Annotated in this window: 20 protein-coding genes; 11 read left to right on the top strand and 9 right to left on the bottom strand. The window is 68.6% G+C overall.

Translation table 11 applies throughout. The annotated features are described in order from the left end of the window. Nucleotides 1-43: 43 nt before the first annotated feature. Complete coding sequence (locus HHAL_RS01625) at nucleotides 44-1,081, bottom strand: type IV pilus twitching motility protein PilT (protein WP_011813133.1); 1,038 nt, start codon at nucleotides 1,079-1,081, stop codon at nucleotides 44-46. 162 nt (nucleotides 1,082-1,243) lie between these two features. Here HHAL_RS01625 and HHAL_RS01620 point away from each other — a divergent pair, with 162 nt between their 5' ends. Together HHAL_RS01620 and HHAL_RS12420 are read left to right on the top strand one after the other, a co-directional pair. Continuing rightward, nucleotides 1,244-1,858, top strand: a complete 615-nt coding sequence (locus HHAL_RS01620; RefSeq protein WP_011813132.1) for a hypothetical protein — start codon at nucleotides 1,244-1,246, stop codon at nucleotides 1,856-1,858. 41 nt (nucleotides 1,859-1,899) lie between these two features. Next, nucleotides 1,900-3,840, top strand: coding sequence for an Ig-like domain-containing protein (locus HHAL_RS12420; RefSeq protein ID WP_144446063.1), 1,941 nt, complete (start codon nucleotides 1,900-1,902; stop codon nucleotides 3,838-3,840). 142 nt (nucleotides 3,841-3,982) lie between these two features. Here HHAL_RS12420 and HHAL_RS01610 read toward each other — a convergent pair whose 3' ends face one another. Further along, complete coding sequence (locus HHAL_RS01610) at nucleotides 3,983-5,101, bottom strand: PilT/PilU family type 4a pilus ATPase (RefSeq protein ID WP_011813130.1); 1,119 nt, start codon at nucleotides 5,099-5,101, stop codon at nucleotides 3,983-3,985. Between the two features lie 11 nt (nucleotides 5,102-5,112). Beyond that, nucleotides 5,113-6,477, bottom strand: coding sequence for a sensor domain-containing diguanylate cyclase (locus HHAL_RS01605; RefSeq protein ID WP_011813129.1), 1,365 nt, complete (start codon nucleotides 6,475-6,477; stop codon nucleotides 5,113-5,115). A gap of 245 nt (nucleotides 6,478-6,722) precedes the next feature. Here HHAL_RS01605 and HHAL_RS01600 point away from each other — a divergent pair, with 245 nt between their 5' ends. The 6 genes from HHAL_RS01600 to HHAL_RS01575 all read left to right on the top strand — a co-directional run bounded on the left by HHAL_RS01600 (nucleotide 6,723) and on the right by HHAL_RS01575 (nucleotide 15,204). After that, complete coding sequence (locus HHAL_RS01600; RefSeq protein WP_011813128.1) at nucleotides 6,723-8,642, top strand: PAS domain-containing sensor histidine kinase; 1,920 nt, start codon at nucleotides 6,723-6,725, stop codon at nucleotides 8,640-8,642. An 87-nt stretch (nucleotides 8,643-8,729) separates the two neighbouring features. Continuing rightward, nucleotides 8,730-10,229: a protein adenylyltransferase SelO gene (locus tag HHAL_RS01595; protein WP_011813127.1), complete on the top strand. Its 1,500-nt coding sequence runs from the start codon at nucleotides 8,730-8,732 to the stop codon at nucleotides 10,227-10,229. A gap of 182 nt (nucleotides 10,230-10,411) precedes the next feature. Continuing rightward, a complete protein-coding gene (locus tag HHAL_RS01590) occupies nucleotides 10,412-11,704 on the top strand; it encodes an arsenic transporter (RefSeq protein WP_011813126.1) in 1,293 nt (430 codons plus the stop codon). A gap of 60 nt (nucleotides 11,705-11,764) precedes the next feature. Next, nucleotides 11,765-13,231 (top strand): circularly permuted type 2 ATP-grasp protein, encoded by a 1,467-nt coding sequence (locus HHAL_RS01585; protein ID WP_011813125.1) that lies wholly within the window; start codon nucleotides 11,765-11,767, stop codon nucleotides 13,229-13,231. Further along, nucleotides 13,231-14,163 (top strand): alpha-E domain-containing protein, encoded by a 933-nt coding sequence (locus tag HHAL_RS01580; RefSeq protein WP_011813124.1) that lies wholly within the window; start codon nucleotides 13,231-13,233, stop codon nucleotides 14,161-14,163. The genes HHAL_RS01585 and HHAL_RS01580 overlap by 1 nt, the downstream gene beginning before the upstream one ends. A gap of 3 nt (nucleotides 14,164-14,166) precedes the next feature. After that, on the top strand, nucleotides 14,167-15,204 hold the full coding sequence (locus HHAL_RS01575; RefSeq protein ID WP_011813123.1) for a zinc-binding metallopeptidase family protein: 1,038 nt from the start codon (nucleotides 14,167-14,169) through the stop codon (nucleotides 15,202-15,204). Here the strand turns inward: HHAL_RS01575 and HHAL_RS01570 are convergent. From HHAL_RS01570 to HHAL_RS01545, 6 genes are all read right to left on the bottom strand, one after another. Then, a complete protein-coding gene (locus HHAL_RS01570; RefSeq protein ID WP_011813122.1) occupies nucleotides 15,156-15,908 on the bottom strand; it encodes a proteasome-type protease in 753 nt (250 codons plus the stop codon). The two genes, HHAL_RS01575 and HHAL_RS01570, sit on opposite strands and share 49 nt — an antisense overlap. Nucleotides 15,909-15,966: 58 nt before the next feature. Then, nucleotides 15,967-17,595 (bottom strand): FecR family protein, encoded by a 1,629-nt coding sequence (locus HHAL_RS13625; protein WP_011813121.1) that lies wholly within the window; start codon nucleotides 17,593-17,595, stop codon nucleotides 15,967-15,969. Then, a complete protein-coding gene (locus HHAL_RS01560) occupies nucleotides 17,585-18,931 on the bottom strand; it encodes a tetratricopeptide repeat protein (protein WP_187147870.1) in 1,347 nt (448 codons plus the stop codon). Before HHAL_RS01560 ends, HHAL_RS13625 begins: the two co-directional genes overlap by 11 nt. A gap of 100 nt (nucleotides 18,932-19,031) precedes the next feature. Next, on the bottom strand, nucleotides 19,032-21,044 hold the full coding sequence (locus HHAL_RS01555) for a CHASE2 domain-containing protein (protein WP_011813119.1): 2,013 nt from the start codon (nucleotides 21,042-21,044) through the stop codon (nucleotides 19,032-19,034). 2 nt (nucleotides 21,045-21,046) lie between these two features. Beyond that, a complete protein-coding gene (locus HHAL_RS01550; RefSeq protein WP_011813118.1) occupies nucleotides 21,047-22,675 on the bottom strand; it encodes an HD-GYP domain-containing protein in 1,629 nt (542 codons plus the stop codon). A gap of 42 nt (nucleotides 22,676-22,717) precedes the next feature. Beyond that, nucleotides 22,718-22,912 carry a hypothetical protein gene (locus HHAL_RS01545; protein ID WP_011813117.1) on the bottom strand — a complete coding sequence of 65 codons (195 nt, stop codon included), beginning with the start codon at nucleotides 22,910-22,912 and terminating at the stop codon, nucleotides 22,718-22,720. Between the two features lie 162 nt (nucleotides 22,913-23,074). Between HHAL_RS01545 and HHAL_RS01540 the strand changes: the two genes are divergently transcribed. The 3 genes from HHAL_RS01540 to HHAL_RS01530 all read left to right on the top strand — a co-directional run bounded on the left by HHAL_RS01540 (nucleotide 23,075) and on the right by HHAL_RS01530 (nucleotide 25,918). Further along, nucleotides 23,075-23,836: a class I SAM-dependent methyltransferase gene (locus tag HHAL_RS01540; protein WP_011813116.1), complete on the top strand. Its 762-nt coding sequence runs from the start codon at nucleotides 23,075-23,077 to the stop codon at nucleotides 23,834-23,836. A gap of 45 nt (nucleotides 23,837-23,881) precedes the next feature. Then, nucleotides 23,882-24,652 (top strand): MBL fold metallo-hydrolase, encoded by a 771-nt coding sequence (locus HHAL_RS01535; protein ID WP_011813115.1) that lies wholly within the window; start codon nucleotides 23,882-23,884, stop codon nucleotides 24,650-24,652. A gap of 108 nt (nucleotides 24,653-24,760) precedes the next feature. Then, entirely contained in the window at nucleotides 24,761-25,918 is a 1,158-nt protein-coding gene (locus tag HHAL_RS01530) for a transglycosylase SLT domain-containing protein (protein ID WP_011813114.1), read from the top strand. Nucleotides 25,919-25,924 lie beyond the last annotated feature (6 nt).

Genomic DNA, 25,924 nt, shown 5'->3' with positions numbered 1-25,924 from the left:
AAAGGCGTTAGCAAGATCAGCTTTTAAGGAGAGGGTGAGAGATCTATTGGTATGCCTGAGACCGCCCACCCCTCCGCCCCGCCTCCTCCATTGACACCACGCCCTGCTGCACCAGCTGCTGCAGGGCGTGGTCGAGGGTCTGCATCCCCTGGGACTGCGCCGTCTGCATCGTCGAGTACATCTGCGCCACCTTGTCCTCGCGGATGAGGTTCCGGATGGCCGAGGTGCCGAGCATGATCTCGTGGGCGGCGACGCGGCCGCCGTTGGCGCGCTTGAGCAGGGTCTGGGCGATCACCGCCTGGAGCGATTCCGAGAGCATGGAGCGGACCATGGCCTTCTCGGCGGCGGGGAAGACGTCGATGATGCGGTCGATGGTCTTCGGGGCCGAGGAGGTGTGCAGCGTGCCGAAGACCAGGTGGCCGGTCTCGGCGGCGGTCAGGGCCAGGCGGATGGTCTCCAGATCGCGCAGCTCGCCGACGAGGATCACGTCCGGGTCCTCGCGCAGGGCGGAGCGCAGGGCGGCGTCGAAGCTCTGGGTGTCGCGGTGGACCTCGCGCTGGTTGATCAGGCAGCGCTGCGGCTCGTGGACGAACTCGATGGGATCCTCGATGGTGAGGATATGTCCGTAGTCGCTGCGGTTCTTCTCGTTGATCATCGCCGCCAGGGTGGTCGACTTGCCGGAGCCGGTGGGCCCGGTGACCAGGATCAGCCCCCGGGGCAGCTGGCAGAGGTCGCGGAAGATCCGCGGCGCACTCAGGCCCTGCAGGGTGGGGATCTCGTCGGGGATGGCCCGGAAAACCGCCCCCATGCCGCGGTCCTGCTGGAAGGCGTTGACGCGGAAGCGCCCGATGCCGCGGGCGGCGAAGGAGAAGTCGGTCTCCATCCGCGCCTCGAACTCGCGGCGCTGGCCGTCGTTCATGATGTCGTAGACGCGGCGCTGGACGTCCTTGTGGCTGAACGCCGGGGCGTCCACGCGGCGGATGTCGCCGTCCACCCGGATGATCGGCGGCTGCCCGGCCGAGAGGTGCAGATCCGAGGCGCCCTGTTCGACGGCGAAGCTGAGCAGCTTGGTAATGTCCATGGGACCCCTCGGGGAATTGGCCGGTTTGTTAGCAGACTATCAATCGGGTCAGCCACCAGCAAGCAGAAGCTGAGACGGGATGAGCTGCGGCAATAAGGCGCGGCGGTGGAGTGGGGGAATCTGATAAAATTCACACCTAAACCGGTGAAAAGGAGCTTCGCCATGCGAGGCCTGCGTCTCTCCGTGCTAACCGCAGCGCTGATCCCACTGGCAGCCACCTCCTCAGCGGTGCATGCCCATCTGTCCCATCAGCCCACTTTGGACATCGGCGTTTACGGCGCCTGGATGGATATCGATCCGCTGGATGACGATCTCATCGGCATCGGCGGCGAGTTGGAAGTCAACTGGGGCTGGCTGCTGGCCCGCGGGGCTATCGAGGGCTACGAGGGCCAGGGGGCGGACACCGAGGCAGTGCGGGGCGCGGTCGGGCTCGGCCTGATCCAGCCCTGGACGGAAGATATCGCCATGATTGGTGAGGTCGGTGGACGTTACCTGGATCACGACCAGCAGCTGCCTTGGGGGAGTGATCGCGCCGACGTCACCGTGGAGTTCGGGCTCCGGGCCTGGTCGCGAGCCTGGCAGGAGACTCAGGCGCGCCTGAGAACTGACATGCGGGCCGTTGTCGCCTACCCAACCGATTCCGATGCGGACCCGCAGGCCGGCGGGCGCCTGGAGCTCAGCGCCGCGCCCGCCGAGGCCGGTTTCGCGCTCTTCGCCCGCGGCGAATGGCTTTCGGACGAACGCAGCGCCGCCGTCGGCATGCGCTACCGCTACTGAGTCGATTGCGCAGGGAGCAATGAACCATGGAGGTTCTCAAGGTGAGCAGTCCCATCCCCCGCGTCTGCTGGCTGGCACTGATCCTGGCCGCCTTCCTGACGGCCGGTTGTATCAGTGACAGCGATGACGACGATGATGCGAGTTCGGAGACCCAGGAGGAGTCGGGGGAGAACGGTGACGAAGACGACGGTGATGATGATCCACTGCCGCCCTCCGAGCCGTCCGATAAAGCGCTGCAAATCGGCGCGTGGGGTGACGGTGGTGAGTTTGAATCGGGTTCGCTGACCTTCGGCCTGGACGGCATCGGCCCCAGTGGGACGACCTCGGTCGAGGCGGTCGTGGTCGATGAGGATGTTGATCCGGTCGGCGAAGATGACAACGTCCAGGTGCGGTTCACCTCGGACTGTGTCGAGGCGGAGGAGGCTGCGTTCAGCCAGAGCCGCGTGGAGGTCATCGATGGGGTCGCGCAGACCGATTACACCGCGCAAGGGTGTGCGGAGAGCGATACCATCCGCGCCGAGGTGGAGTTGACCGATGAGACGATCCAGGCCTCGGCGGACCTGCGGATCCTCAATATCGGGTCACTGGTTTTCGAGGAAGCGGATCCGGAGCACATCGGTCTGGAAGGGATGGCCGGGGTGCGGGAAACCACCTCCAACGTTCGCTTCCAGCTGCTGGACGTGTACGGCGATCCCATCGAGGGCGAACGGATCGAGTTCGAGGTGACGCCCAAGACGGGAGGGCTGGAGCTCGATCGGACCAGCGCGCGCACCGACGAAGAGGGGCGAGTATCGGCCCAGGTTCTGGCGGGCACGGTTGCGACGCCGGTCCGTGTGACTGGGCGTGTCCAGGGCAATCCCAATATCGCGGGTCAGTCTGAGCGGCTCTGGGTCAGCACGGGGATCCCCACGGAGGAGGGCCTGTCGCTCTCTGCCGAGCGTCTGAACGCCGATGCGTGGAGTTGTGACGGTGAAGTCGTCGAAATCACCGTTCGTGCCCGTGACCGGTTCTCAAACCCGGTGATCGACGGGACGACCATCAACTTTTCCACCCAGGGTGGCGCCATCGAGCCGAGCTGCCAGACAGAGGATGGGGTGTGCACCGTCGAGTGGCGAAGCCAAAACCCGCGTCCGGAGACCGGACGCACGACCATTCTGGCCTACGCGATTGGCGAGGAGAGTTTCCTCGACCACACGGGGGACGGCCGATTTGGTCGGGCCGAGGCAGAGGCCTGGGTGGATGCGAGGGACGACGACGACAAGGACAAGAACCAGATCTGGGCCGATACCGGTGAGCCGTTCCGCGACGATCACGAGCAGTGGTTCGATGAACCCATGGACTACGCCTCTGAAGAGTTCACCCCCGGGGTGGATGGGATCTTCTTCGACTTCGATGGCAGCAGCCTCGCATCCGAGGGGTACGACTTTGAGGAGAGCAACAGCGGGACCTGGACAGGGCCGAACCAAAAGTTTGATGGCCTCCTCTGCAAAGAGGATGAGCTAGAGAGTGTTCCAGAGGTTGGGTGTGGTGAGGACTTCGCGGGTATCGGTGCGCAGACGGTCCTGGTGATGTCGGGTCGTCTGCCGTTCAGGATCGAGCCAGAGAGCGATGAGGATGTCGTCCTCGAAGACGGTGCCAATGATGTAACCTTCGTCGTCCGTGATGGCAATGACCAACCGCTCCCGGCCGGCACGGAGGTCCGCATCGATGCCACCGTCTATCAGAGCAGGATCGACGAGGACTTTGATGTCGATCTGGTCCTGGGGCCCCGGAGCTTGACCGTCGGCAGCACCAACCAGGATTCGTCAGCGGACGACTGGAGTGGGGAAGAGGGCGTGGATGAGTTCACCTTCACGCTCAGGCCGCTGCCGGATGGGCTCGAGGATGGGTGGCCGGTGGTCATCGAAGTGGAGACGCCCGGCGAGGCCTGCTGGCCGGTGCAGCGGAGCCGCTCCATCTCCGTGAAGAGCCCCGACCCGTAAGGGTGTAGCAGAAGCCGTCGATCAGCGCCGGAGCCCGATATCCTCGGCGGGCTCCGGCCTGAGTTCACCCCACGGATCCTGTTCGCGCAGTGTCGGCGTGGCGGTGTGGCCTTTCGGCCCCGCCGCCGTGCCCCCGCTGGCATCAATCCCGCAGCCGCAGCCCCGGCCCGTCGTCCGACTCCGGCCCCGTGGGATCCTCCCCCTCCAGCTTCACCCGCAGCCGCACCTCGTTGGCCGAGTCGGCGTGGGCGAGGGCGTCCTCGTAGCGGATCCGTCCGGCGCTGTAGAGCTCGAAGAGGTGGTGGTCGAAGGTCTGCATGCCGGGCTCTTCCGACTGCGCCATGGTCGCCTTGAGTTCGTGAATGGCGCCGTTGCGGATGCGCTCCTGGATCAGCGGCGTGTTGAGCAGGACCTCCAGGGCGGCGACGCGGCCACGGCCGTCGGCGGCGGGGATCAGCTGCTGCGCCACGATGGCCTGCAGGTTCAGCGACAGGTCCATGAGCAGTTGCTCGCGCCGGTCGCTGGGGAAGAAGTTGATGATCCGGTCCAGGGCCTGGTTGGCGTTGTTGGCGTGGAGGGTGGCCAGGGTCAGGTGGCCGGTCTCGGCGAAGGCGACGGCGTAGTCCATCACCTCGCGGGAGCGCACCTCGCCGATGAGCACCACGTCCGGCGCCTGGCGCAGGGCGTTCTTCAGGGCGGTCTCGAAGCTGTCGGTGTCCACGCCCACCTCGCGCTGGGTGACGATGCTGCGCCGGTGAGGGTGGATGAACTCCACCGGGTCCTCGATGGTGAGGATGTGCCCCGGGTGGTGGGTGTTGCGGGCGCCGATCATCGCCGCCAGGGAGGTGGACTTGCCCGTGCCGGTGCCGCCGACGAAGAGGATCAGCCCGCGCTTGCGCCCGGCCAGCTCGCCGAGGATCCCGGGCAGGGCCAGCTCCTCCAGGGTGGGGATCTGCGTCTCGATGCGGCGGATGACCAGCCCCGGCTCGCCGCGCTGGTAGAAGGCGCTGACCCGAAACCGTGTCCCGTCGTCGAGGACGATGGCGAAGTTCGCCTCGCGGGTCTGCGCCAGGGCCGTCTGCTGGGTGTCGTTGAGGGTCGCCGCCACCAGGGCGTTGACCGCCTCGGAGGAGAGGGGCGGTTGGTCGGTCAGCGGGGTCAGGGCGCCGTCGATCTTCAGCGCCGGCGGGCTGCCCACGGTGATGAACAGGTCCGAGGCCTGGCGGGCGACGGCCTGGGCGAGGAGGGCCTGAATGTCCATGGCGGGGACTCCTACAGCTGGGAGTAGCGGACCGTCCGATTGCGGCCGCGGTGTTTGGCCGCGTAGAGGGCCCGGTCGGCGCGCTGCTCCAGCGACTCCAGGCTGGTGCCGGGTTCGGCCGCCGCCACCCCGAGGCTGATGGTCACCGTGCCCACGCCCTCGAAGGCGGTGGTCTCGACCTGGTGCCGGATGCGCTCGGCGAGCACCTCGGCGCCGGCCTCATCGGTCTGGCTGGCCAGGATCAGGAACTCTTCGCCGCCCCAGCGGCCCATGTGGTCGGTCTCACGCAGCACCGATTCGATGCGCCGGGCCATGAGCCAGAGGACCGCGTCGCCGGTGGCGTGGCCGAAGCGGTCGTTGACCTGCTTGAAGTGGTCCACGTCGAACAGCAGTACTGCGAAGGGCGTGTGGTGGCGGATGTAGGCGGCCTGGGCGGCGCGCAGCAGCTGCTGGATCTTGGCCCGGTTGAACAGGTCGGTGAGCGGGTCGTGGGCGGCCCGGTACTCCAGCTCGCTGTGCAGCTCGCGCTGTTCGGTGATGTCCTCGTTGATGCCCACCAGGCGCTGGATGCGCCCGTGCTCGTCGTCGATGCGCTGCCAGACGGCGCGGATATCGCGGGTCCGGCCGTCCGGGCGCTGGATGCGGAACTCCACCTCGCGCCGTTCGCCGTAAGTGGGTTCGCGGCGGGTGAGCGCCTCCAGGCGGTCGTGGTGCTCAGGGTCGAGCAGGGCCACCCAGTCGCGGTAGGTGACCGGGCGCTGGGATTCCTCCAGGCCGTAGATGGCCATCATGCGCTCGTCCCAGTGGTAGGTGTCGGTGATGGCGTCGTATTCCCACACCCCCAGCCCGGCGGCCTCGGTGGCCAGCTTCAGGCGCTGCTCGCTCTCGCGCAGGGCGCGCTCGTAGTAGTCGTACTGCTCGGTGAGGTCGGTCATGGCCAGGGCGACCAGCGCGGTGTCGCCACCATCCCCCGGCAGCGGTGCGGCGTTGATCGACAGGACGTGCCGCTCTTCGCCCCCGACGGCGATCTCGCAACGGGCGTCGGACAGGGGGGTGCCGGTGATGGCCACCAGGCGGAAGGCGAGGATCTCGGCCGGCGGTGCCGGGGCGTGGCCGTCTTCCGGCGTGGCGGTCTGGTCGAGCCCGAGCAGCTTGCGCGCCTGGGGGCTGGCGAAGACGATGCCGCCTTGGCCGTCGAGCACGGCGATGGCGGCCACTTCCGTGGCGAGCACCAGCGCGGGCAGCGCCAGTCTCAGCTGCTGGTCCTCCGGCTCGGCAACCGGTGGGCCAGTGAAGGCTCGGTCGAGTTCCTCCAGCGCCCGGCGGATCAGTTGGTTCGAGCTTTCCTTGTCTGCGCGGCTCTCTTCTGACGCCATCCAAAATACCCGTTCCTGAACGCCCGTGGCAGCCGCGCGAGGGGGGAGACGCGCCTTCCCTGCTTGCCGTGGGATTTCCTTGACCGTATCCAAGTTAAGCCAGTGCCGCCCACGCGTCCACCGCCTGGCGCCGCTGGCCCGAGTTCGCGTGCAGAAAGCCTCGGGCATCGTGCGGGTACTTAAGGTATCATGAAACCACCAATGTTTGCTGCCGGGGTGCATGGAGGCGCCGCACGGAGGAGCGAGTGACGGAGCCTTCCCGCTACGGTTGGGACGACGCGATCAACGCCGTCCACAGCCTGGTCTTCCTGCACGATGGCGACTACCGCATCCTGCGGGCCAATCGCGCCTACCTGGAGTGGGCCGGCGCCTCGACTGAGGAAGAGGTCATCGGCCGGCCCTATTGGGAGGTCTTCCCCCGTGGTGACGGCCCCCTGCCGGCGTGCCGCCGGGCCATGGAGCAGCTCGGCGCCGGATCCCCCCAGGCCGGGGATGGCGTCGAGTCCAGCGAGGAGATCGAGTTGCCGAGTGGCGAGATCTTCCGTTCGCGCTCCTACACGGTGCGCGAGGCGGATGGCAGCTACCGCTGCTCGGTCCACATCCTTGAGGACATCACCGAGCAGCGGCGTCTGGAGCAGGCCCGGCAGGGCGCCGAGGCCAAGGTAAAGGCGATCGCTGCGGCGGCCCGGGACGCCATTGTGCTGATCGACGATGACGACCGCCTGGTCTACTGCAACGCCGCCTTCGAGGCGCTGCTCGGCTACGAGGCCGGGGAGCTGGTCGGCAGCCCCTTCCACGAACAGGTGGCGCCGAGCCGTTACCGGACCTCGGCGCGGACGGGGATGCGCCGCTTCCGGGTCTGCGGGGGTGGGGCGGTGATCGATCAGCGCACCGAGATCGAGGCGCTCCACCGGGATGGCCACGAGGTACCGCTGGAGCTCTCGGTCTCGCCGCTGCAGCTCGACGGGCGCTGGCACGCCGTCGGGGTGATGCGGGATATCAGCGAGCGTCGGGCGTTGGAGGTGGATCGTCAGCGCGCCGAGGCGGATCGCAATATCTTCCTGGCGGCGATCAGTCACGACCTGCGCACGCCGCTCAACGCCATCGTCGGTTTTACCGACCTGCTGGCCCGCTCCGAGCTCGATACCGAGCAGCGCCATCACGTCGGGCTGTGCCGCAGCGCCAGTCAGACCCTGCTCGGGCTCATCGATACCGTCCTCGAGCTCTCGCGTCTGGAGGCCGGTCGCGTGGAGCTGCGCGACGAGCGTTTCAACCTGCCGGCGTTCCTGACCACGCAGATCGGTCTGCTTCAGCCCATGGCCGAAGAAAAAGGCCTATCGCTGATCTGGTCGCTGGAACCGGACATGCCCGGCTGGGTGCGCGGCGATCCGGTACGCTTCGGGCAGGTTCTCTACAACCTGGTCAGCAACGCCCTGAAGTTCACCGAGACCGGCTCGATCCGCGTCGATGGCGCGCGCAGCACCTGCGGGCGTCTGATGTTCACGGTGGCCGATACCGGGCCGGGGATCCCCGAGGCGGATCAGGGCCGGATCTTCGACGCCTTCTGTCAGGGCGGTCCGGTGCTCGCCCGCAAGGAGGGCAGCGGGCTGGGGCTGAAGATCTGCCAGGAGCTGGTGCGGCTGATGGGCGGCACCATCCAGCTGGTGAGCACCCCGGGCGTGGGCACCACCTTCCGCTTTACGGTCACGCTGCCGAGCGCGGAACCGGACCGGGCGGAGGCCGCGGCGGTGCCGCAGGAGGCCGTGGATACCGAGGCGCCGGTGGGGCAGGGGCTCTGGGTGCTGGTGGCCGAGGATGATCCGACCAACGCCTTGCTGTTCCAGAAGCTGCTGGAGCAGGCCGGCTGCCATGTGACGGTGGTCGGCAATGGCCGGGAGGCGGTGCGCCACTGGCAGCGCGCGTCGCCGGATCTGGTGCTGATGGATCTGCAGATGCCGGAGGTGGACGGCCGCGAGGCGACCCGCCGGATCCGCGCCCGGGAGGCCGAGGACTGGCTGCCGCGCACCCCCATCGCCCTGGTCACCGCCCACGCCCTGGACAGCTTCCAGCAGGAGTGTTTTCGCATCGGTTGTGATGCCTACCTGACCAAGCCCCTGGATCGGGCGGAACTCTGGCAGTTGCTGGCGCGGGTGCGCGCCGCTTAGCCGGCTTTCCCGGATGGTCCGTGGGCCGAATGCGGCCGGGCAGCGCGGCATCATGGTTTTCTAGCCAGCGGATTGCGGGGTTGTGCCATGCATCCACCGGTCAGTGCGCTCGACAGCCTCCCCTGGGAGGCCACCTACGCCGCGTTGCCCGCAGCGTTCCACGTCCGGCTCGAACCTACGCCGGTGGGCCACCCCCGGTGGGTGCAGCTCAACCTCCCGCTGGCCCGGCAGCTCGGACTGGATCCAGAGCGGCTGACGACCCCCGAGGCGCTGGCGGTCTTCGCCGGCAACCGCGTCCCCGCCGGGGCCGACCCCATCGCGCAGGCCTACGCCGGTCACCAGTTCGGACACTTCGTCCCGCAGCTCGGCGACGGCCGGGCGCTGCTGCTCGGCGAGCTGATCGATGTCGATGGGGTGCGTCGGGATATTCAACTCAAGGGGGCGGGGCGAACGCCTTTCTCCCGGGGCGGGGACGGGCGATCGCCCATCGGCCCGGTGGTCCGGGAGTATCTGGCCAGCGAGGCCATGGCCGCCCTGGGGGTGCCCACCACCCGCTCCCTGGCGGCGGTGGCCACCGGCGAGACCGTCTGGCGCCAGGGCCCGGAGCCCGGGGGCGTGCTCACCCGGGTGGCGGCCAGCCACGTGCGCGTGGGCACCTTCGAGTATTTCGGCCAGCGCGGTGATCGCAGCGCGCTGCGCCGGCTGGCCGACTACGTGCTCTACCGTCACTATCCGCACTGTGCCCAGGCGCCGCGGCCGCATCAGGCGCTACTGGAGGCGGTGGCCGCCGCCACCGCGGAGCTGATCGCCGCCTGGATGCATATCGGCTTCATCCACGGGGTAATGAACACCGATAACCTCTCCGTCGCCGGCGAGACCATCGACTACGGGCCCTTCGGTTTCCTCGACGCCTTCGACCCCGCCACCGTCTACAGCTCCATCGACCGTTTCGGCCGCTACGCCTTCGATCAGCAGCCGGCCATCGGCGAGTGGAACCTGGCGCGCCTGGCCGAGGCCCTCCTGCCGCTGCTCGATGACGACCCGGACACCGCCGTCGATCTCGCCCGTGAGGCGCTGAGCGGCTACCGGCCGCGCTTCGAGGCGGCGCACCGCGCCGGACTCCGGGCGAAGATCGGGTTGGCCGAGGAGCGCCCCGGCGACGACGATCTGGTCCACGACCTGCTCCGGCGCATGGCCGCCGAGGGGGCGGACTGGACCCTGACCTTCCGCCGGCTCAGCGATCTCGACGGCGCCGATGCCCGGGGCGATGAGCCGTTCCGGGGCGGCTTCCGGGATCCACAGGCTGCCGACGACTGGCTGGCGGCCTGGCGGGGGCGGCTGATGGCCGAGCGCCGCAGCGATGCCCAGCGCCGTGCGGCTATGCGAGCGGTCAACCCCGCCTTCGTCCTGCGCAATCACCTGGCGCAGTGGGCGGTGGACGCCGCCACCGAGCGCCTGGACTTCGCCCCCATGGAGCGGCTGCTGGTGGTGCTCGGCGACCCCTTCTCGGATCAGCCGGAGCACGCCGATCTGGCCCGTCCCCCAGAGCCGGGGCAGGCCGTGACCCGCACCTTCTGCGGGACTTGAGGCGGACCCTGCGGGGCTGGCCCCGTCCGGACGGGGCGGGGGTGGCCGGGCGGTGCCGCGCGAGGGATCGAGCCGCGCGCTCGTCAAGATATGGTTGACCGTATATACGTCTGCTCATACCCTCTCTTGCGAACAATCAAGCCCGCTTCCATCGGCCGACCGGCCAAAAGGATAACCACCCCATGCTGTTAGCCGCGATTGCGATCTTCGTCGTCACCATCGCCCTGGTCATCTGGCAGCCCAAGGGCCTGGGGATCGGCTGGAGCGCCACCGCCGGCGCCCTGGTCGCGCTGGCCACGGGCGTCGTCGAGCTCAGCGATGTGCCCATCGTGGTCGATATCGTCTGGAACGCGACCCTGACCTTCGTGTTCATCATCATCATCTCGCTGCTGCTCGACGAGGCCGGCTTCTTCGAGTGGGCCGCACTCCACGTAGCGCGCTGGGGCAGGGGCAGCGGTCTGCGCCTCTACGCCTTCATCATCCTGCTCGGTGCCGCGGTGGCGGCGATCTTCGCCAACGACGGCGCGGCGCTGATGCTCACCCCCATCGTGCTGGAGATGCTGCTGGCTCTGGGCTTCACCGCAGGGGCGGCCTTCGCCTTCGTGATCGCCGCCGGGTTCATCGCCGATACCGCCTCGCTGCCGCTGGTCATCTCCAACCTGGTGAACATCGTCTCGGCGGATTTCTTCGGCATCGGCTTCAAAGAGTATGCGACGGTGATGGTGCCGGTGACCGTGGTCTCGGTGGTGGCCTCGCTGGCGGTGCTGACCCTGTTCTTCCGCAAGCAGATCCCGCGGGTTTACGAGACCCACGGGCTGCGCGATCCGCAGGAGGCGATCAAGGATCCGGCGGTCTTCAAGGCCGGTTGGGGGGTGCTCGGCCTGCTGCTCTTCGCCTTCCTGGTGATCGAGCCGATGGGGGTGCCCATCTCGGCGATCGTCGGCGTCGGCGCCGCGATCCTGCTCGCCGTGGCGGCGCGGGGCCACGCCATCGCCACGCGGACGGTCCTCAAGAACGCCCCCTGGCAGATCGTCATCTTCTCGGTGGGCATGTACCTGGTCGTCTACGGCCTGCGCAACGAGGGGCTGACCGGCGAGGTCGCCGGCCTGCTGGATGTCATCGCCGAGCAGGGTGTGTGGGTTGCGACGGTGGGGACCGGCTTTATCGCCGCCTTCCTCGCCTCGGTGATGAACAACATGCCCGGTGTGATGGTGGTGGCGCTCTCCATCGATGAATCAGCGGCTACCGGGCTGGTTAAGGAGGCGATGATCTACGCCAACGTGGTCGGCTCCGACCTGGGGCCGAAGATCACACCCATCGGCAGTCTCGCCACGCTGCTTTGGCTGCACGTGCTGGCGCGCAAGGGGGTGCACATCACCTGGGCCAAGTACTTCGCCATCGGCATCGTGATCACGCCGCCGGTGCTGCTGGTCACGCTCCTGGCGCTGGCGGGGTGGCTGACGGTGTTGCACTGACCGCTAGAAAGCCTGGCACGGAGTGTGCTTAGCTAGGGGAGGGCGAGAGAGGAGCTCCCCATGGCACCACGTTTTCAGGGCTTCGACACCGATCAGCGTTACGACGAGCTGCTGCGCCCCGACGGCACGCCGCGCCCGGCGGCGCGGCTGCTGTTCGAGTACCTGCGCTCGATCTGCGAGGACGACCTCGCCGAGCGCATGCGGGCGGTGGACGCCTTCATCCGCGACAAGGGGGTGACCTTCACGGTCTACAGCGACGGTGAGAACATCGACCGCGCCTGGCCGCTGGATGTCATCCCCCGCGTGGTGGACGCCCGCGAGTGGGCGCAGATCGAGGCCGGGCTCAAGCAGCGGCTCGCCGCCCTCAACGCCCTGATCGAGGATCTCTACAACGACCAGGCCGCCATCCGCGACGGCATCCTGCCCCGGGAGATCCTCGAGCAGTCGCGCAACTTCCGGCCGCAGTGCCAGGGTCTGAAGCTCCCGTATGGTGCATGGGCCCACATCTGCGGCACCGATCTGGTGCGCGACCGCGACGGCACCCTCTACGTCCTCGAGGACAACCTCCGCGTTCCCTCCGGCGTCTCGTACATGCTGGAGAACCGCGAGGTGATGAAGCAGGTCTTCCCGGAACCCTTCGAGGGCTCCGGGATCCGCCCCCTGGATCACTACCCCGGGCAGCTGCTCGACGCCCTGATCAGCCTGGCCCCGGCGGACGCCGACGACCCCGAGGTGGTGCTGCTCACCCCGGGGATCTACAACGCCGCCTACTTCGAGCACACCTACCTCGCACAGCAGATGGGCATCGAGCTGGTGGAGGGGCGCGACCTGTTCGTGGGCGACGACGATTGCGTCTACATGCGCACCATCTACGGCCCGGTGCGGGTGCACGTGATCTACCGGCGCATCGACGACGACTTCCTCGACCCGGAGGTCTTCCGGCCCGACTCGGCCCTGGGGGTGCGCGGGCTCATGCGCGCCTGGCGGGCCGGGCGGGTGGCCATCGCCAACGCCCCGGGAGCCGGTGTGGCCGACAACAAGGCGGTCTACTCCTTTGTCCCCGAGCTGATCCGCTACTACCTCGGTGAGGCACCGCTGCTGGCCAACGTGCCCACCTGGCGCTGCCTGTTCGACAACGAGCGCGCCTACGTCCTCGAGCACCTGGACGAGCTGGTGGTCAAGCCGGCCAACGAGTCGGGGGGGTACGGCATGCTCATCGGCCCGCACAGCGATGCGGCCACGCGGCAGGCGTTCGCCGAGCAGATCCTGGCCGATCCGGCCAACTTCATCGCCCAGCCGACGCTGAGCCTCTCCACCGTGCCGACGTTCAACGGTGAGGTGCTGGAGCCGCGCCACGTGGATCTGCGCCCCTTCGTCCTGCAGGCGGCCCGGCAGCACGTGACCACCGGTGGCCTCAGCCGTGTCTCCAACGCCCGCGACTCGCTGGTGGTCAACTCCTCCCAGGGCGGCAGCAGCAAGGACACCTGGGTGGTGGATGTGGGTTCCGATGCCGAGGAGGGCGGCTGATGCTTTCGCGCCTGGCTGAGCACGTCTATTGGATGGCCCGCTACCTGGAGCGGGCCGAGAATACCGCGCGGCTGATCAGCACCGGTACGCACCTGGCGCTGGATCAGCCCCACGCGGTGCGCATCGACTGGCGGGCGCTGGTGGAGGTCCTCGGCGGGCCGGAGGCCGCGGCGCAGTGCGACCCGAACCGTACCCCGGAACGCGCCGCCATGCTTGAGCTGATTCCCGCCTCGCAGCACCCGAGCTCGATCCACGCGGCGGTGGTGCGGGCGCGGGAGAACGCCCGCACGGTGCGCGATCTGCTCCCCGACGAGCTGCGCGAGCGGATCAACCAGCTCTACTTCCACACCCACCGCGGCGCCGAGACGGCGGTCGATCGGACCCACCGCTTCGAGTACCTGCGCGGGGTCATCGAGTACGCCCAGGGCATCAGCGGGGTCATCGAGGGGACCCTCTCCCGCGGGCCGACCTACCAGTTCCTGATGCTCGGCCGCCACCTGGAGCGCGCCGACATGACCACCCGCACCATCGACGTGCGGGCGGCGACGCTGCCCCGGGACGAAGACGACCACCCACCCACCTGGGACGACGCCGTGTGGATGAACATGCTGCGCTACCTGGGCGGCTACAGCCAGTTCCGCCAGCAGCGCGGCCCGGGGATCCAGGGGCCCGGGGTGGTGGACTTCCTGCTGCGCGATGACCGCTTCCCGCGCTCGGTGCGCTTCTGCACCCAGCGCATGGAGCGGGCCCTGGGGGAACTCCCCCACCCCGAGTCGCCGTGCCGTCTGCTCGCCGCCGCCGAGGAGCGGGCCACCGCGCCGGTGGAGGCGCCGCTGGATGCCGGGGCGCTGCACCGGCGGCTGGATGCGCTGCAGGTTGACCTCAGTCAGGTCCATGCCAGTCTGGGGGAGACGTACTTCTCGGAAGGCTGAGCCATGCGCCTCTTCCACTGCGCCTGCGGCAACCGGCTGCACTTCGGCAACACCCGTTGCCTGAGCTGCGGCCGGGCGCTGGGCTTCGATCCGGCCCGCCGCGCGGTGGTGGCCCTGGACGCCGGCGCCGACGGGCTCTGGCGGGCCCCCGGGGGCGGCGGGCAGCGCTACCGCAACTGCGCCAATGTGGTGGCCGCCAGCTGCGACTGGCTGGTGCCGGCGGAAAGCGGCGACGCCCTGTGTCTGGCCTGCCGCCTGACCGACACCATCCCCGACCTGGATAACGAGCTCAACCGCATCTACTGGGGGCGGCTGGAGGCGGCCAAGCGCTACCTCATCACCGATCTGCTGCGACTCGGCCTGCCCCTGGCCGACCGCTGGCAGGACCCGCAGCGCGGCCTGGTCTTCCAGTTCCTGGCGGATGCCGATACCCCCGAGGGGCCGCAGCAGATCATCACCGGTCACGCCGGGGGGCGGATCACCATCAACGTCGCCGAGGCCGACGAGATCCACCGGGAGCGCACCCGCATCGCCTTGGGCGAGGCCTACCGCACCCTGCTCGGGCACATGCGCCACGAGATCGGCCACTACTACTGGATGCGGCTGATCGAGGGCTCGCCGTGGCAGGAGCGTTTCCGCGCGCTCTTCGGCGACGAGCGCGAGCCCTACGAGCAGGCGCTGCAGCGCTACTACCAGTTTGGCCCCCAGGGGCCGGACTGGGCCGTGCGCCACATCAGCGCCTATGCGGCCTCGCACCCCTGGGAGGACTGGGCCGAGAGCTGGGCGCACTACCTGCACATCACCGACGCCCTGGAGACCGCCGGCGTCTACCAGCTCACCGGGATGCCGCAGGCGGGGGAGGACATCGAGCAGCTGCTCGAGCGCTGGCACCAGCTCAGCGAGGCGCTCAACGCCCTGTCGCGCAGCCTCGGGCAGCGCGATCCCTATCCGTTCAAGGTCACCGAGCCGGTGGCCGAGAAGCTGCGCTTCATTCAGGAGGTGGTGGGGGCGGCCGGGTCCAGCGGCGGGGCGGCCAGCTGATCGAAGAGCTGCTGCAGGCCGTCCCGCCAGGCATCGCGTAGGTCGGCGAAGTAGGGGTCGTCCGGCTGGAAGGCCCGGTAGTGGCCGGGGTCGAGGCTGTCGCGCCGGTAGGTGAGGAGCTCCACCGGCGGGCCCACGGAGAGGTTGCTGCGCATGGTCGAGTCGATGGAGATCAGCGCGCAGGTGGCGGCGCGCTCCAGTGGCAGCTGCTCGGAGACGATGCGATCGAGGATCGGCTTGCCGTACTTGGTCTCGCCGATCTGCAGGAACGGGTGCAGTGGCGAGGCGGTGATGAAGTTCCCCTGGGGATAGACCATGTAGATCCCCGGCGCCTGCCCCTGGATCTGACCGCCGATGAGGAAGGTGGCCTCCACCGCCAGGCCGTTCTGCTGTCCGGACTGCTCCACCGAGCGGCGCTGCAGCTCGACGCTGACCTCACCCAGGTACTCGGCGGCGTCCTCGAGGGTGGGCGTGTTCGCCAGCGAGGGCTCGGCGCCGGTCTGCCAGTCCCGGTTGAGCCGCCGGACCACCGCCTGGGTGGTGGCCAGGTTGCCGGCGGAGAGCACCACCAGACTCCGCTCGCCGGGGCGGGCGTAGGCGAACATCTTGCTGTAGGTGCTGACCTGATCGACCCCGGCGTGGGTGCGGCTGTCGGAGGCGAAGACCAGGCCTTCATCCACAGCGATGGCGAGGCAGTAGGTCATATCTCGCCAACCCTAGCAGCGGGGGCGCCGGACCACAACGCGCCGGGTGTGGGCGGATTCAGTCGTCCAGCTCCAGGAAAAAGACGCCGTCCACCGCCCAGTCTTCGTTGTCATCCGCCTGGAAGTCGAACTCACCCAAAAGCTCCAGGGTCTCGTCCATCTGCGAGAGCATGGCGGCGAGGTCGCCGGAGAAGCCATCGGCCGACTCCCCAAGGATCAGGATGTCGCCGGAGACGTTGATGCCTTCTGCGAGCGCTCCTAGGTTTGTGTCCTTTCTGTCGGTGCGCCAGATCAGGTGATTCTCGTGGTCGGGTCGGTACTGCCGGATCTCGAAATGCTCAAGTGTGACGGCTTGGTCCTCAGCAATGGTGATCCGCGCATCCTCAAAAGCAGCACCTTGGTCGCCAAGGAGGCCGCGAGACCAACCCGCCTCCACCCACCCGCCATAAAAGGGGAGTTCTTCCTCCGGCTCGAGATCGACCTCATCGACGTAGCTCTCCCCCTGTATCCAGAACCCCCCGATCTCGTCGCTATCGGTTTCAAACCAGTATCCCCACTCCCCGGTCGCGGGACCGAACTCCTCCTGCTCGTCGTCCGCGTGGAAATCCCAGTCCCCTTCACGGGCCATCTCCTCCCGCTCCTCGAGTGTCGGAGTGCGGAAGAAGAGCGGATCGTCGGCCCCCCGGGCGTCGCCGCGGATGTAGACGAAGGATTCACCGGGCTCGGGGACGACGCCCGCGGCGTCGGGGTTGATGTCGACGAGTAGGTCGTGGTCCAGCTCTACGGTGTCATCGATGTCGTCGGTGTCGTCTTCGGCCTCCTTGGCTGCGGTTTCTTGCTGCGCCACCGCGATCCCGTCATCGGTTGCCGGCTCCACCGGTGCATCGACGGTCGCCGGGAGATCGCTGTCCTCCGGCGTGTCCATGTCGCCTTCCGTCTCTTCCGAGGCCTGCTGCTCGTCGGTTGAGGTCTCCTCGGCGTCGTCTTCGGATGGCTGGGAACCGTTCTCGTCCGTCGCTTCCGAGTCCTCCGGCGTATCAGGCGCGGCCTCATCGAGCGCCGCCAGCTCCGCCGGCCGCTCGGGCAGCGCCTCGGGCGGCAGGTCGGCGTCCACCACCCGGTAGTAGTCGGTGCGGGCGTCGTCGCCGGTGTTGATCCGTTGCCGGTTATCACCGCGGTTCTCGGCATAGCCGCGACCGCGGGGCGTGCCGCCGGCGGTGATGCCGTCGCTGTGGGCGAGTTCGAAGATGGTCCCGCGGATGCCGATGGTGGCCACCTCGGTCTCGATGGTGTAATCGTCCTCGCCACTGATCTGCCCGGTGATGGCGCGCAGGCCGCCCTCGATCAGGCTCTTGCGGCTCTCCCCGGCACCGCTGTCTTCGTCGAAGTGGTAGGCCTCGATGTGCAGCTCGGTGTTCTCGGTCAGGCTCAGGGTCTGGCCGTCGTTGAGCCGCATCTGCAGCCGCGAGCGATCGTCCGTCTTGAGCCGGTCGCCGGCGCGGATCTCGTCGCGGCGCCCCACGGGCTGTTCTTCGCCGTCGCGGATCAGCACCGGGTCGCCGCGGTTGGCGAGGACGATGCCGATGCGCTCCTCCGCTGCGACCAGGGGGATGTAGCCGGCGGTGCCGCCAAGAACGGCAGCGGCCAGAACCAGCGGGGCGGCCGCGCGGCCGGGCTCAGTAGTCATAGCGCACTCCGGCGAAGATCTCACGCTGGGTGAACTCGAACAGGTCGATGTTGGAGCGCTTCTCGCGCAGGGCGCCCTCGGCGAAGCCGGTGAATCCGGAGTCCCACAGCGGGTGGGCCAGGGCCCCGCGGAGCTCGAACGTCGTGGCCCGCTCGGCGGTGTTGTCCTCCTCCGGGAAGAGGCCGAGGATCGCGCGCGCCTCGCGGGCCCGCTCGTGGGAGGCGGTGAGCGTGACGCTGGCGGTGGCGTCCTGGAACAGGTCCCGTTGGGCGCCTACGAATGCGCCGGCGCGGGTGGTGGTGAACGCGTCGGCGTCGGCGTCCTCATAGGAGGCCGCCAGGCCGGTGTAGAGCAAGAGCCCGCTATCCGGGTTGAGGACGTGCAGCGAGGTGGCGGAGGCGCCGAGGGTGACGGCGTCGCGGTCGTCGTTGTCGTAATCGGCGTAGGCCAGCTGGCCCTGCAGGCGCAGTTGGCGGTCCGGGGCCCCGGGGAGCACCGCCTGGGGCAGGAAGGCGACGCGGGTGCGGAAGGTCTCGCCGTCCAGGCGGGTGTGTTGCACCTCCACCGGCAGGCGGTAGGAGCGGCCCTGTGCCCCCTCGAACGACAACCCGCCGCGCAGGCGCGCTTGGGTCTGGTCGGCGGCGCTGACGTCGCTGTGGCGGCGGTGCTCCACCTCGCCACGGTAGTGGTAGCTGCTGCTCCGGGTGCGGGGGCGGCGGTGTTCCAGCTGCGCGCGGGTGTCGAGGAAGGTATCGGACTCGCGCTCGAAGGTCTGCGGGAAGACGCCGAAGAGCAGGAACTCGTCGTCCGCCGCCGAGAGCGGGTTGGAGTCGTAGCCAGCGGCGGCGGCGACCTCCAGTCGGGTCTCCGGGCGGCGAGAGGCGAGCCGGGCGTCAATGACCTCCAGGAAGCGGCGGATGTTCTGGGCCACCGGCTCCGGTACATCGGTATCCAGCACGCGCTGAAACTGACGCTGAGAGGCCTCGTGATCCTCGGCCGCGAACAGCGCGCGGGCGTACTCCAGACGGTAGCGCGGCACATCCGGGGCGACCATGACGGCCCGGTCGAAGTGCACCACCGCCTCGTCGATATCCCCGCTGCGCAGGTAGGCGCGCCCGGCCTCGAAGTCGTAGATGGGGTATCCGGCGAGTTCCTTGTGGGTTCGGGCCAGGGTGAGGGCCTGCCCGGGGCGGTCGGCATCGAGTTCCCGCCGGATCTCCAAGGCGACCCGGTCCGGATTGATCTCAACCTTTGTAGGCTGGGACGGGGGCTCCGCGGTTGCCAGACCGGGGCCGAGCGCAAGGTAGAGGGCGCAGAGCCCGGTGCGTTTGATCATACCCAGCCGTCCCATAGCTGCCCTGGAGAAGGGGTTAACCTTGGCGCCCTTACGGTTAAGCTAAGCGAGCCGGGCTGAAATTGGAAGCCATAAAAAAGGTTCAGGTTTCTGCAGGTGACTGCGTGGCCTCGACCGGCTCGTAGAGCGTGACCGGTTGGCTGCGGCCCTTGACCTGGATCCGATCGATCTCGCGGAACCCGTAAACCGTCTCCAGGCCGGCACGGGTGTGCTCGGTGACCAGGAGCCCGACGCCGTAGGCCTTGGTCTGCCCCTCCACCCGGGAGGCCAGGTTCACGGCGTCGCCCAGGGCGGTGTAGGCGCGGCGATAGGCGGAACCCATGTCGCCGACGGCGGCGGGTCCGGAGTTCAGGCCGATGCCGATCTCGATCGCCGGCAGCCCCTCGCGGGCCAGCTCCTCGCGCAGGCGTTCCGCCTCGCGCTGCATGGCCAGCGCGGCGGCGACGGCGTGGCGGCGGTGTTCCGGGTCGTCCATGGGCGCCCCCCAGAAGGCCATGATCAGATCCCCCACGTATTTGTCGATGGTCCCGCCGTGCTCGAAGATGACCCGGGTCATGGGGGTGAAGAAGCGGTTGAGCAGCTCGCGCAGGGCCACCGCGTCGAGCCGTTCGGAGAGCGTGGTGAAGCCGCGGATATCGGCGAAGAGCACCGTGATCTCGCGGGTTTCCCCCGTCTGGGTGTAGGCGGTGGGCGCCTCGGCCATGCGCTCCACCAGCTCCGGCGGGACGTACTCGCCGAAGCGTTGGCGCAGCTGGTGGCGGCGGCGGTGCTCGAACAGGAATCCCCAGGTCAGGTTCCCGGCGCCGATCAGCAGGACCGCGGCCAGGGGGCCGGCGGCGCCCAGGGCCAGATCCCACTGGGCCCAGGCCCACAGATTGCCGCCGACGAGCAGGGCCAGCAGCCCGGCCGTTACGGCCAGCGTGGCCAGCGGGCCGAGAAACGGCAGCAGCCCGGCGGCAACCAGGCCTGCGGTGAGCGTGGTGACCAGGTTGGCGCCGTCCACCCAGGCCGGCTTCCGGGGGAGGTCGTCGGCGAGGATGCCGGCAAGCAGATTGGCGTGGATCTCGACGCCGGGGAAGGCCGCATCGGTCGGGGTCGGGCGCAGGTCGTAGAGGCCCATGGCGCTGGTGCCGATCAGGGCGATGGCGCCCTCCAGGGCGTCGGGGTCGGTCTCACCGCGGAGTAGGTCCACGGCGCTGATGTAGGGGAAGCTGCCCCGGGGGCCGCGGTAGGGGATCAGGGCCTGGCCCCGGGCGTCGGTGGGCAGCCGGGCGGCGCCGAGCTCGATGGCGTCTACGGCGGTGTGCGCGCCGAGGGCCACCGTCTCGACCCGGAAGTCGTCGAGCAGCTGATAGACCCGCGCCGTCTCCAGCGCCAGGCCCGGATAGACGGCATCGCCGTGGCCCAGCAGCAGCGGCGCCCGGCGCACCACGCCGTCGGCGTCGGGGATGACGCTGAAGGCGCCGGCGCCGGTGGCCGCCTCCTGGAGTGCAGGGCGGTTGCCGGTGTACGCCTGGAAACGGTGGATCACCGGCGTCCCGGTGCCCAGCTCCTCCGCGCCTCGAGCCGGCTCGGGCAGGGTGCCGGTATGGGTGGCGGTCTCGTCACGGTGCAGGAAGAAGCCGAGCACCGCGTCGCCGCGCGCCAGCTGCTCGGCCAGGTGCCGGTCGCCGTCGAATCGCGGAGCGAGTTCACCGAGGCGTTCTCGCAGCGCCGGGTCGTCGACCCCGCGGGCCACCCGCTCCGCCGGATTGCGCTCGGGCTCGGCGAAGACGATATCGAAGGCGACGACGATGGTGCCGGCGGCCCACAGCTGCTCCAGCAGATCGGCCATGGTCGCCCGCGGCCAAGGCCAGCGGCCAACGGCGCCCAGGCTGCGTTCGTCGATGTCGATGATGACGATCTCGGCATCGTCGTGCTGCTCGATGCCGGTCCGCTGGGACCAGACCAGGCGCTGGTCGTAGATGAAGTGCTCGGCGGTCTGTACGGCGTCGCGCAGGGGCGGCCAGTCGCTGCGGGTGGCGCCGAGGACCAGGGCGAGGAGCAGGAGGCCGATGGCCAGGGGAGCGAGGCGGTTGCGCAGGGGGGTCGGCACGGCTACGGCCGGTAGCCGGGGATGGCGGTCTCGTCCACCGCGTCGATGGCGCTCGGGTGCATGAACTGGCGGGCGTAGTCCAGGTAGACCCCTTCACGGATGAAGAGGTCGAACAGCTCCGGGTCGAAGTGGCCGTCCTGGGTCATGAAGCCCATGATGCGCACCGCTTCGCTGAGCTTCTTGCCTGGCTTGTAGGGGCGGTCGGCGGCGGTCAGGGCCTCGAAGACGTCGGCCAGCGCCATCATTCGGGCCCGCCGGCACATCTGCCCGCCGGTGATGCCGTCGGGGTAGCCGCCGCCGTCCATGCGCTCATGGTGCTGCGAGGCGATCTCCGGCACCCGCTGCAGGTGGCGCGGGTAGGTGAGCTGCTCGAGCATCTCGCGGCTGACCCGCACGTGGTCGCGCATCTGCTCCATCTCCGCGGCGCTCAGGGTGCCGCGGCGGATCTGCAGGTGCTCCACCTCTTCGGCGCTGAGTAGCGGGCGCCGCTCGCCCGCGGCGTCCGTCCAGCTGTAGGTGCGGGCGATGGCGGCGACCCGTTCGCAGGCCTCGTCGTCCATGGCCTCGCCGCCGATGTTGGCGCTGCGCAGGAAGGCCAGGTCGTCGTCGAGGCGCTGGACGAGGGCGCGGTAGTCGGCATCGGCCTGCTCGGCGTCCCGGTCCACGCCCTGCTCGCGGGCGGCCAGCCGGCGGCGCAGTCGTTCGGCCTCCGCCTCCTGGCGGACCACGGCCGCACGGGTCGCGACCTCTTCGATGCGATCGGTCTGGCGTTCCAGCTTGGTGGCCTTGTTCACCACCGCCTCGGGGGTGGTGACCTTGCCGCAGTCGTGGAGCCAGGCGGCCAGGCGCAGCTCTTCGTGTTCCTCGGCGCTCAGGCGGTAATCGGCCAGCGCCCCCTCGCCGGTGCGGCAGGCGGCGTCGGCGATCATCAGCGTCAGCTGCGGGACGCGCTCGCAGTGGCGGCCGGTGGTCGGGTTCTTGCGGTCGATGGCCCGGGCGAGGACCTCGGTGAACGACTCGAACAGCTGCCGTTGGGTGTCGATCAGGCCTTGTTTGGTCAGGGCAATGGCCGCCTGGGAGGCCAATGACTCGGCAATCCGGGCATCGCGGCCGGTGAAGGGGACCGTCTGTCCCTCGCGCACGGCGTTGATCAGTTGCAGGACACCGATGATGGTCTGTTCGTGGTCGCGCAGCGGGACAGTGAGGAAGGACTGCGAGCGGTATCCGGTGCGCGCGTCCACCGCGCGGGTGCCCGAGAAGTCGAACCCCTCGGCGTGGTAGGCATCGTCGATGCGCACGGTTTCGCCGGAGACCGCCGCGTAGGCGGCCACGTTGCGGGTGTTCGGCGTGTCGTCGGCCAGGTAGAGGGGGAGGGGCGAGAAGTCGATGGGCACCCCGGACGTGCCGCCCAGGTGGAGACCGAGAGTGTCGTTGTGGACGGTGTCGAAGTGCAGCTGCCCCTCGTGGACCCGGTAGATGGTCCCGGCATCCGCCTCCGTCAGCTCGCGCGCACCGGAGAGGATGCGTTCGAGTAGGCGATCGGTGTCCTGCTCCGCCGAGAGGGCGACACCGACCTCCAGCAGCTGCGCCAGGCGCTGCTCAGTCAGCGGCGGTGGGTTCAGTCCGTCCACCGGAGCGCCCCGGCGCAGTCTGCCTGGAACCGTCCGGGCGGCCTATTTGATGATCCCCTTGTACTCGTAGATCAGGTAGCTGCAGCCGGCCCCTGCCAAGGCTGCGACCACCAGCCAGTCCATCGAGATCAGCCGCGGATCGACGGCGATGGCGATGAACAGCATGTAGAGTATGGCGAAGGCCACACCGGTCAGGCCGACCAGCGCCAGCTTGCCTCCGAGGGTGTCAAAATCCATCGTTCCTCCTGATCAGTCTGCGGGGCTTCCCCTGTGGGAAAGGTACGCTCGCAGGCCCCTGAACACAATGGGCCACGGCGTCGCAACGGGCGGTGTCCGGCTTGACCCGCCACCGTGGCAGCGGGAGGATACGCCGCAAATCAGCGAAAAGGAGAAGCACGCATGAGCGATTCCGGTGTTAAGACCGACGAAAAGAAACAGCACTTCGACGACATCTACGTGGCCGATTCCCCGGTTCCTTTCAAGGAACAGATCCTCGACGCCCTCGATTACGTCTCCGACAACTTCAACCGCCAGACCTTCGACCGCCTGATCCTACCCTGGGTCGAGAAGCAGACCGCCGGCGGCCAGCCGGTCAACTTTGTGGACCTGTGTGCCTGCTTCGGCAACACCACGATGGCCACCCTGTACGGCATGGACTTCGAGGCGATCCGCCACAACTGGCGCGATCCCGATGCCGCGCTGAACATCGAGGCCGAGCGCCGCTTTCCCGCTCGGGTGACCGGCATCGACATCTCCGGCAGCGCGCTGGCCTACGGCAAGCAGGCCGGGATCTACGACGAGACCATCGAGGCCGATCTCAACGTCCCACCGGCCGAGACGCAGCAGGCCGTCGAGCGCACCATGGCCGAGGCCGACGTGGTCATCTCCACCGCCGCGCTGGTCTACCTGGAGCCGGAGGCCATCGAGAAGATCCTCGACGCCTTCGCCAGCAAGCAGGGCGAGGGGTATATGCTGGTCAACTTCCTCAACCCCTTCGCGCTGGAGAAGGCCGACGCGACCAAGCGCATGCTCCTCGAGCGCTTCGAGTTCGTCGGCAGCATGGCCTCGCGCCACCGGCGCATGTCTCAGCTCGAGCAGGAGAACTACCCTGGCGAGGAGTGGTCGCTGCTGGAGATCTGGGTCCTGCGCCGCAGGGGCTGAACGAGCCGGTCCCTTGCGGGGCCACCCTGCACCACCGGAGGGCCGATGGAGCTGCGCGCGCTAGGTACCAGTGGCGGTATCGGCCAGGGGCTGCGCACCACTGCCCTGCTGGTGGACGGCTGGTTGCTCGTCGACGCCGGCAGCGGCGTCGGCGACCTGACCGCCGCCGAGCTCGGCGGCATCCGCGATGTCCTGCTCACCCACGCCCACCTGGATCACATCGCCTATCTGGGGCTGATGGCCGACGCCCGCATCGGCGATGACAGCCCGCCCATCCGGGTCCACGCGCCGGCGCCGACGCTCGACGCCCTGCGCGCGCACCTGTTCAACGGGGTCCTGTGGCCGGACTTCACCGCCATCCCGACCCGGGAGGAGCCGGTGCTCACCCTCCACCCCCTGGCGCCCGATCAGGCCGTGCCGATCGGGGCCCTGCACGTGACGCCCCTGCCGGCGCAGCACGCCGTCCCGGCGGTGGGGTACCGCATCGAGGATGGCCACGCCTGTTTCGTCTTCACCGGGGATACGGGGCCGTGTCCCACCTTCTGGCAACGGCTGCTGGAAGCCGAGCCGCCGGACGCCCTGATCATCGAGTGTGCCTTCCCGGATGCCCTGCGGTCCCTGGCCCTGCAGGTGGGGCATTTCACCCCGGGGCTGCTCATCGACCAACTGCGCCAGCTCCCCTCCGGTGTGCAGGTATGGGTCTCCCATCTCAAGCCCAGTGCCGCTGCGCGGATCGAGCAGGAGCTGCGCGAGCAGGCCGCTGCGGCCCGGGTAGCCATCGAGCTGCTGGGCAGCGGCGATCAACTGCGTCTTTGAGAAACCGCATTTGACACCTGTTAATAGCCACTGCTAGCGTTCGACAGGCAGCGTTGACTAAGTCCAGTCAGCTGGACATCGGGAAAAAAACAACAAAAAGGGAAAAGCATGGATACGCGCCGTTGGGTCTTGTCGGCCCTGATCGGGACGCTAGCTGTTCCTGGAGCCGTCCACGCTGGAGATGCCCTGGAGCAATTCCGGGAGCAGCAGCGGGAATCCTTTGACGACTTCGCCACCGATTTCCGCGAGCGCTACGCCGACTTCCGCGACACCTTCCACGAAGAGCTTGAGGCCTATCAGGAGGAGCTCTCCCAGCGCTGGGAAGAGCCGCGGGTCAGTGATCGCCGCGAGTGGGTTCAGTACGGCGATGACCAGGCCTCCCGGACCGTCGTCGACTACGCCCGGAACGAGATTGTAGTGGATGTCCCAGGGGAGGGGCGGGAGGCTGTGCAGGCGGCCGCCCAGCGACTGGATGAGCTGTTGCAGACCACCTTGGCCGAAGCCTACGAGGGCGACGAGGTCACCCAGCGGACGTGGGATCGACTGGACATCCCCGAAAGCGAGACCACCGCAGCCGGCAATTCCGATGAGCAGCGGGTGCTCAGCGAGATCTCGGCCGAGGACGTCGAAGAGATGATGGCCCAAGCCAAGGCGGAGCAGCGCCAGGAACCGGAGGGCGATGGTCGACGCGACATCCTTTCGTTCTCGGTCCCCATGCCCGAAAGTCGCGCCTCGGACAAGGCCGAGGAGTTCCGCGAGGATGTGGAGGCGGAGGCGGAGCGCTACGACGTGGATCCGGCGCTCATGCTCGCCGTGATGCACAGCGAGAGCAGTTTCAATCCCATGGCCCGTTCCCATATCCCTGCCTACGGGCTGATGCAGATCGTACCTGAGTCGGCGGGCAGGGACGTGGCGCAGCGGGTCTACGGCGAGCAGCGCCTGTTCTCTCCGGACTATCTCTATAATCCGGATAACAACATCCGCGCCGGCGCCGTCTACCTCGACATCCTCGACAGTAGTTACCTGAGCGCCATCGAGGATCCCGAAAGCCGGCTTTACGCCGTCATCTCCGCCTACAACACCGGTGCCGGCAATGTGGCCCGGGCGTTTGTCGACGGCACCAACGTCTCGGCTGCCGCCGAGGTGATCAACGACATGAGCCCGGACGAGGTCTACGAGACGCTGGCGGAGAACCTCCCCTACGAAGAGACGCGCAACTACCTCGTCAACGTCGCCAGTCGCCACCAGGCTTACCGGGACTTCTAACTAGCC

Source organism: Halorhodospira halophila SL1, from assembly GCF_000015585.1.
Lineage (GTDB): Bacteria > Pseudomonadota > Gammaproteobacteria > Nitrococcales > Halorhodospiraceae > Halorhodospira > Halorhodospira halophila.
Note: the sequence above shows the minus strand (reverse complement) of the source record. Positions and strands in the feature narration are given on the sequence as shown.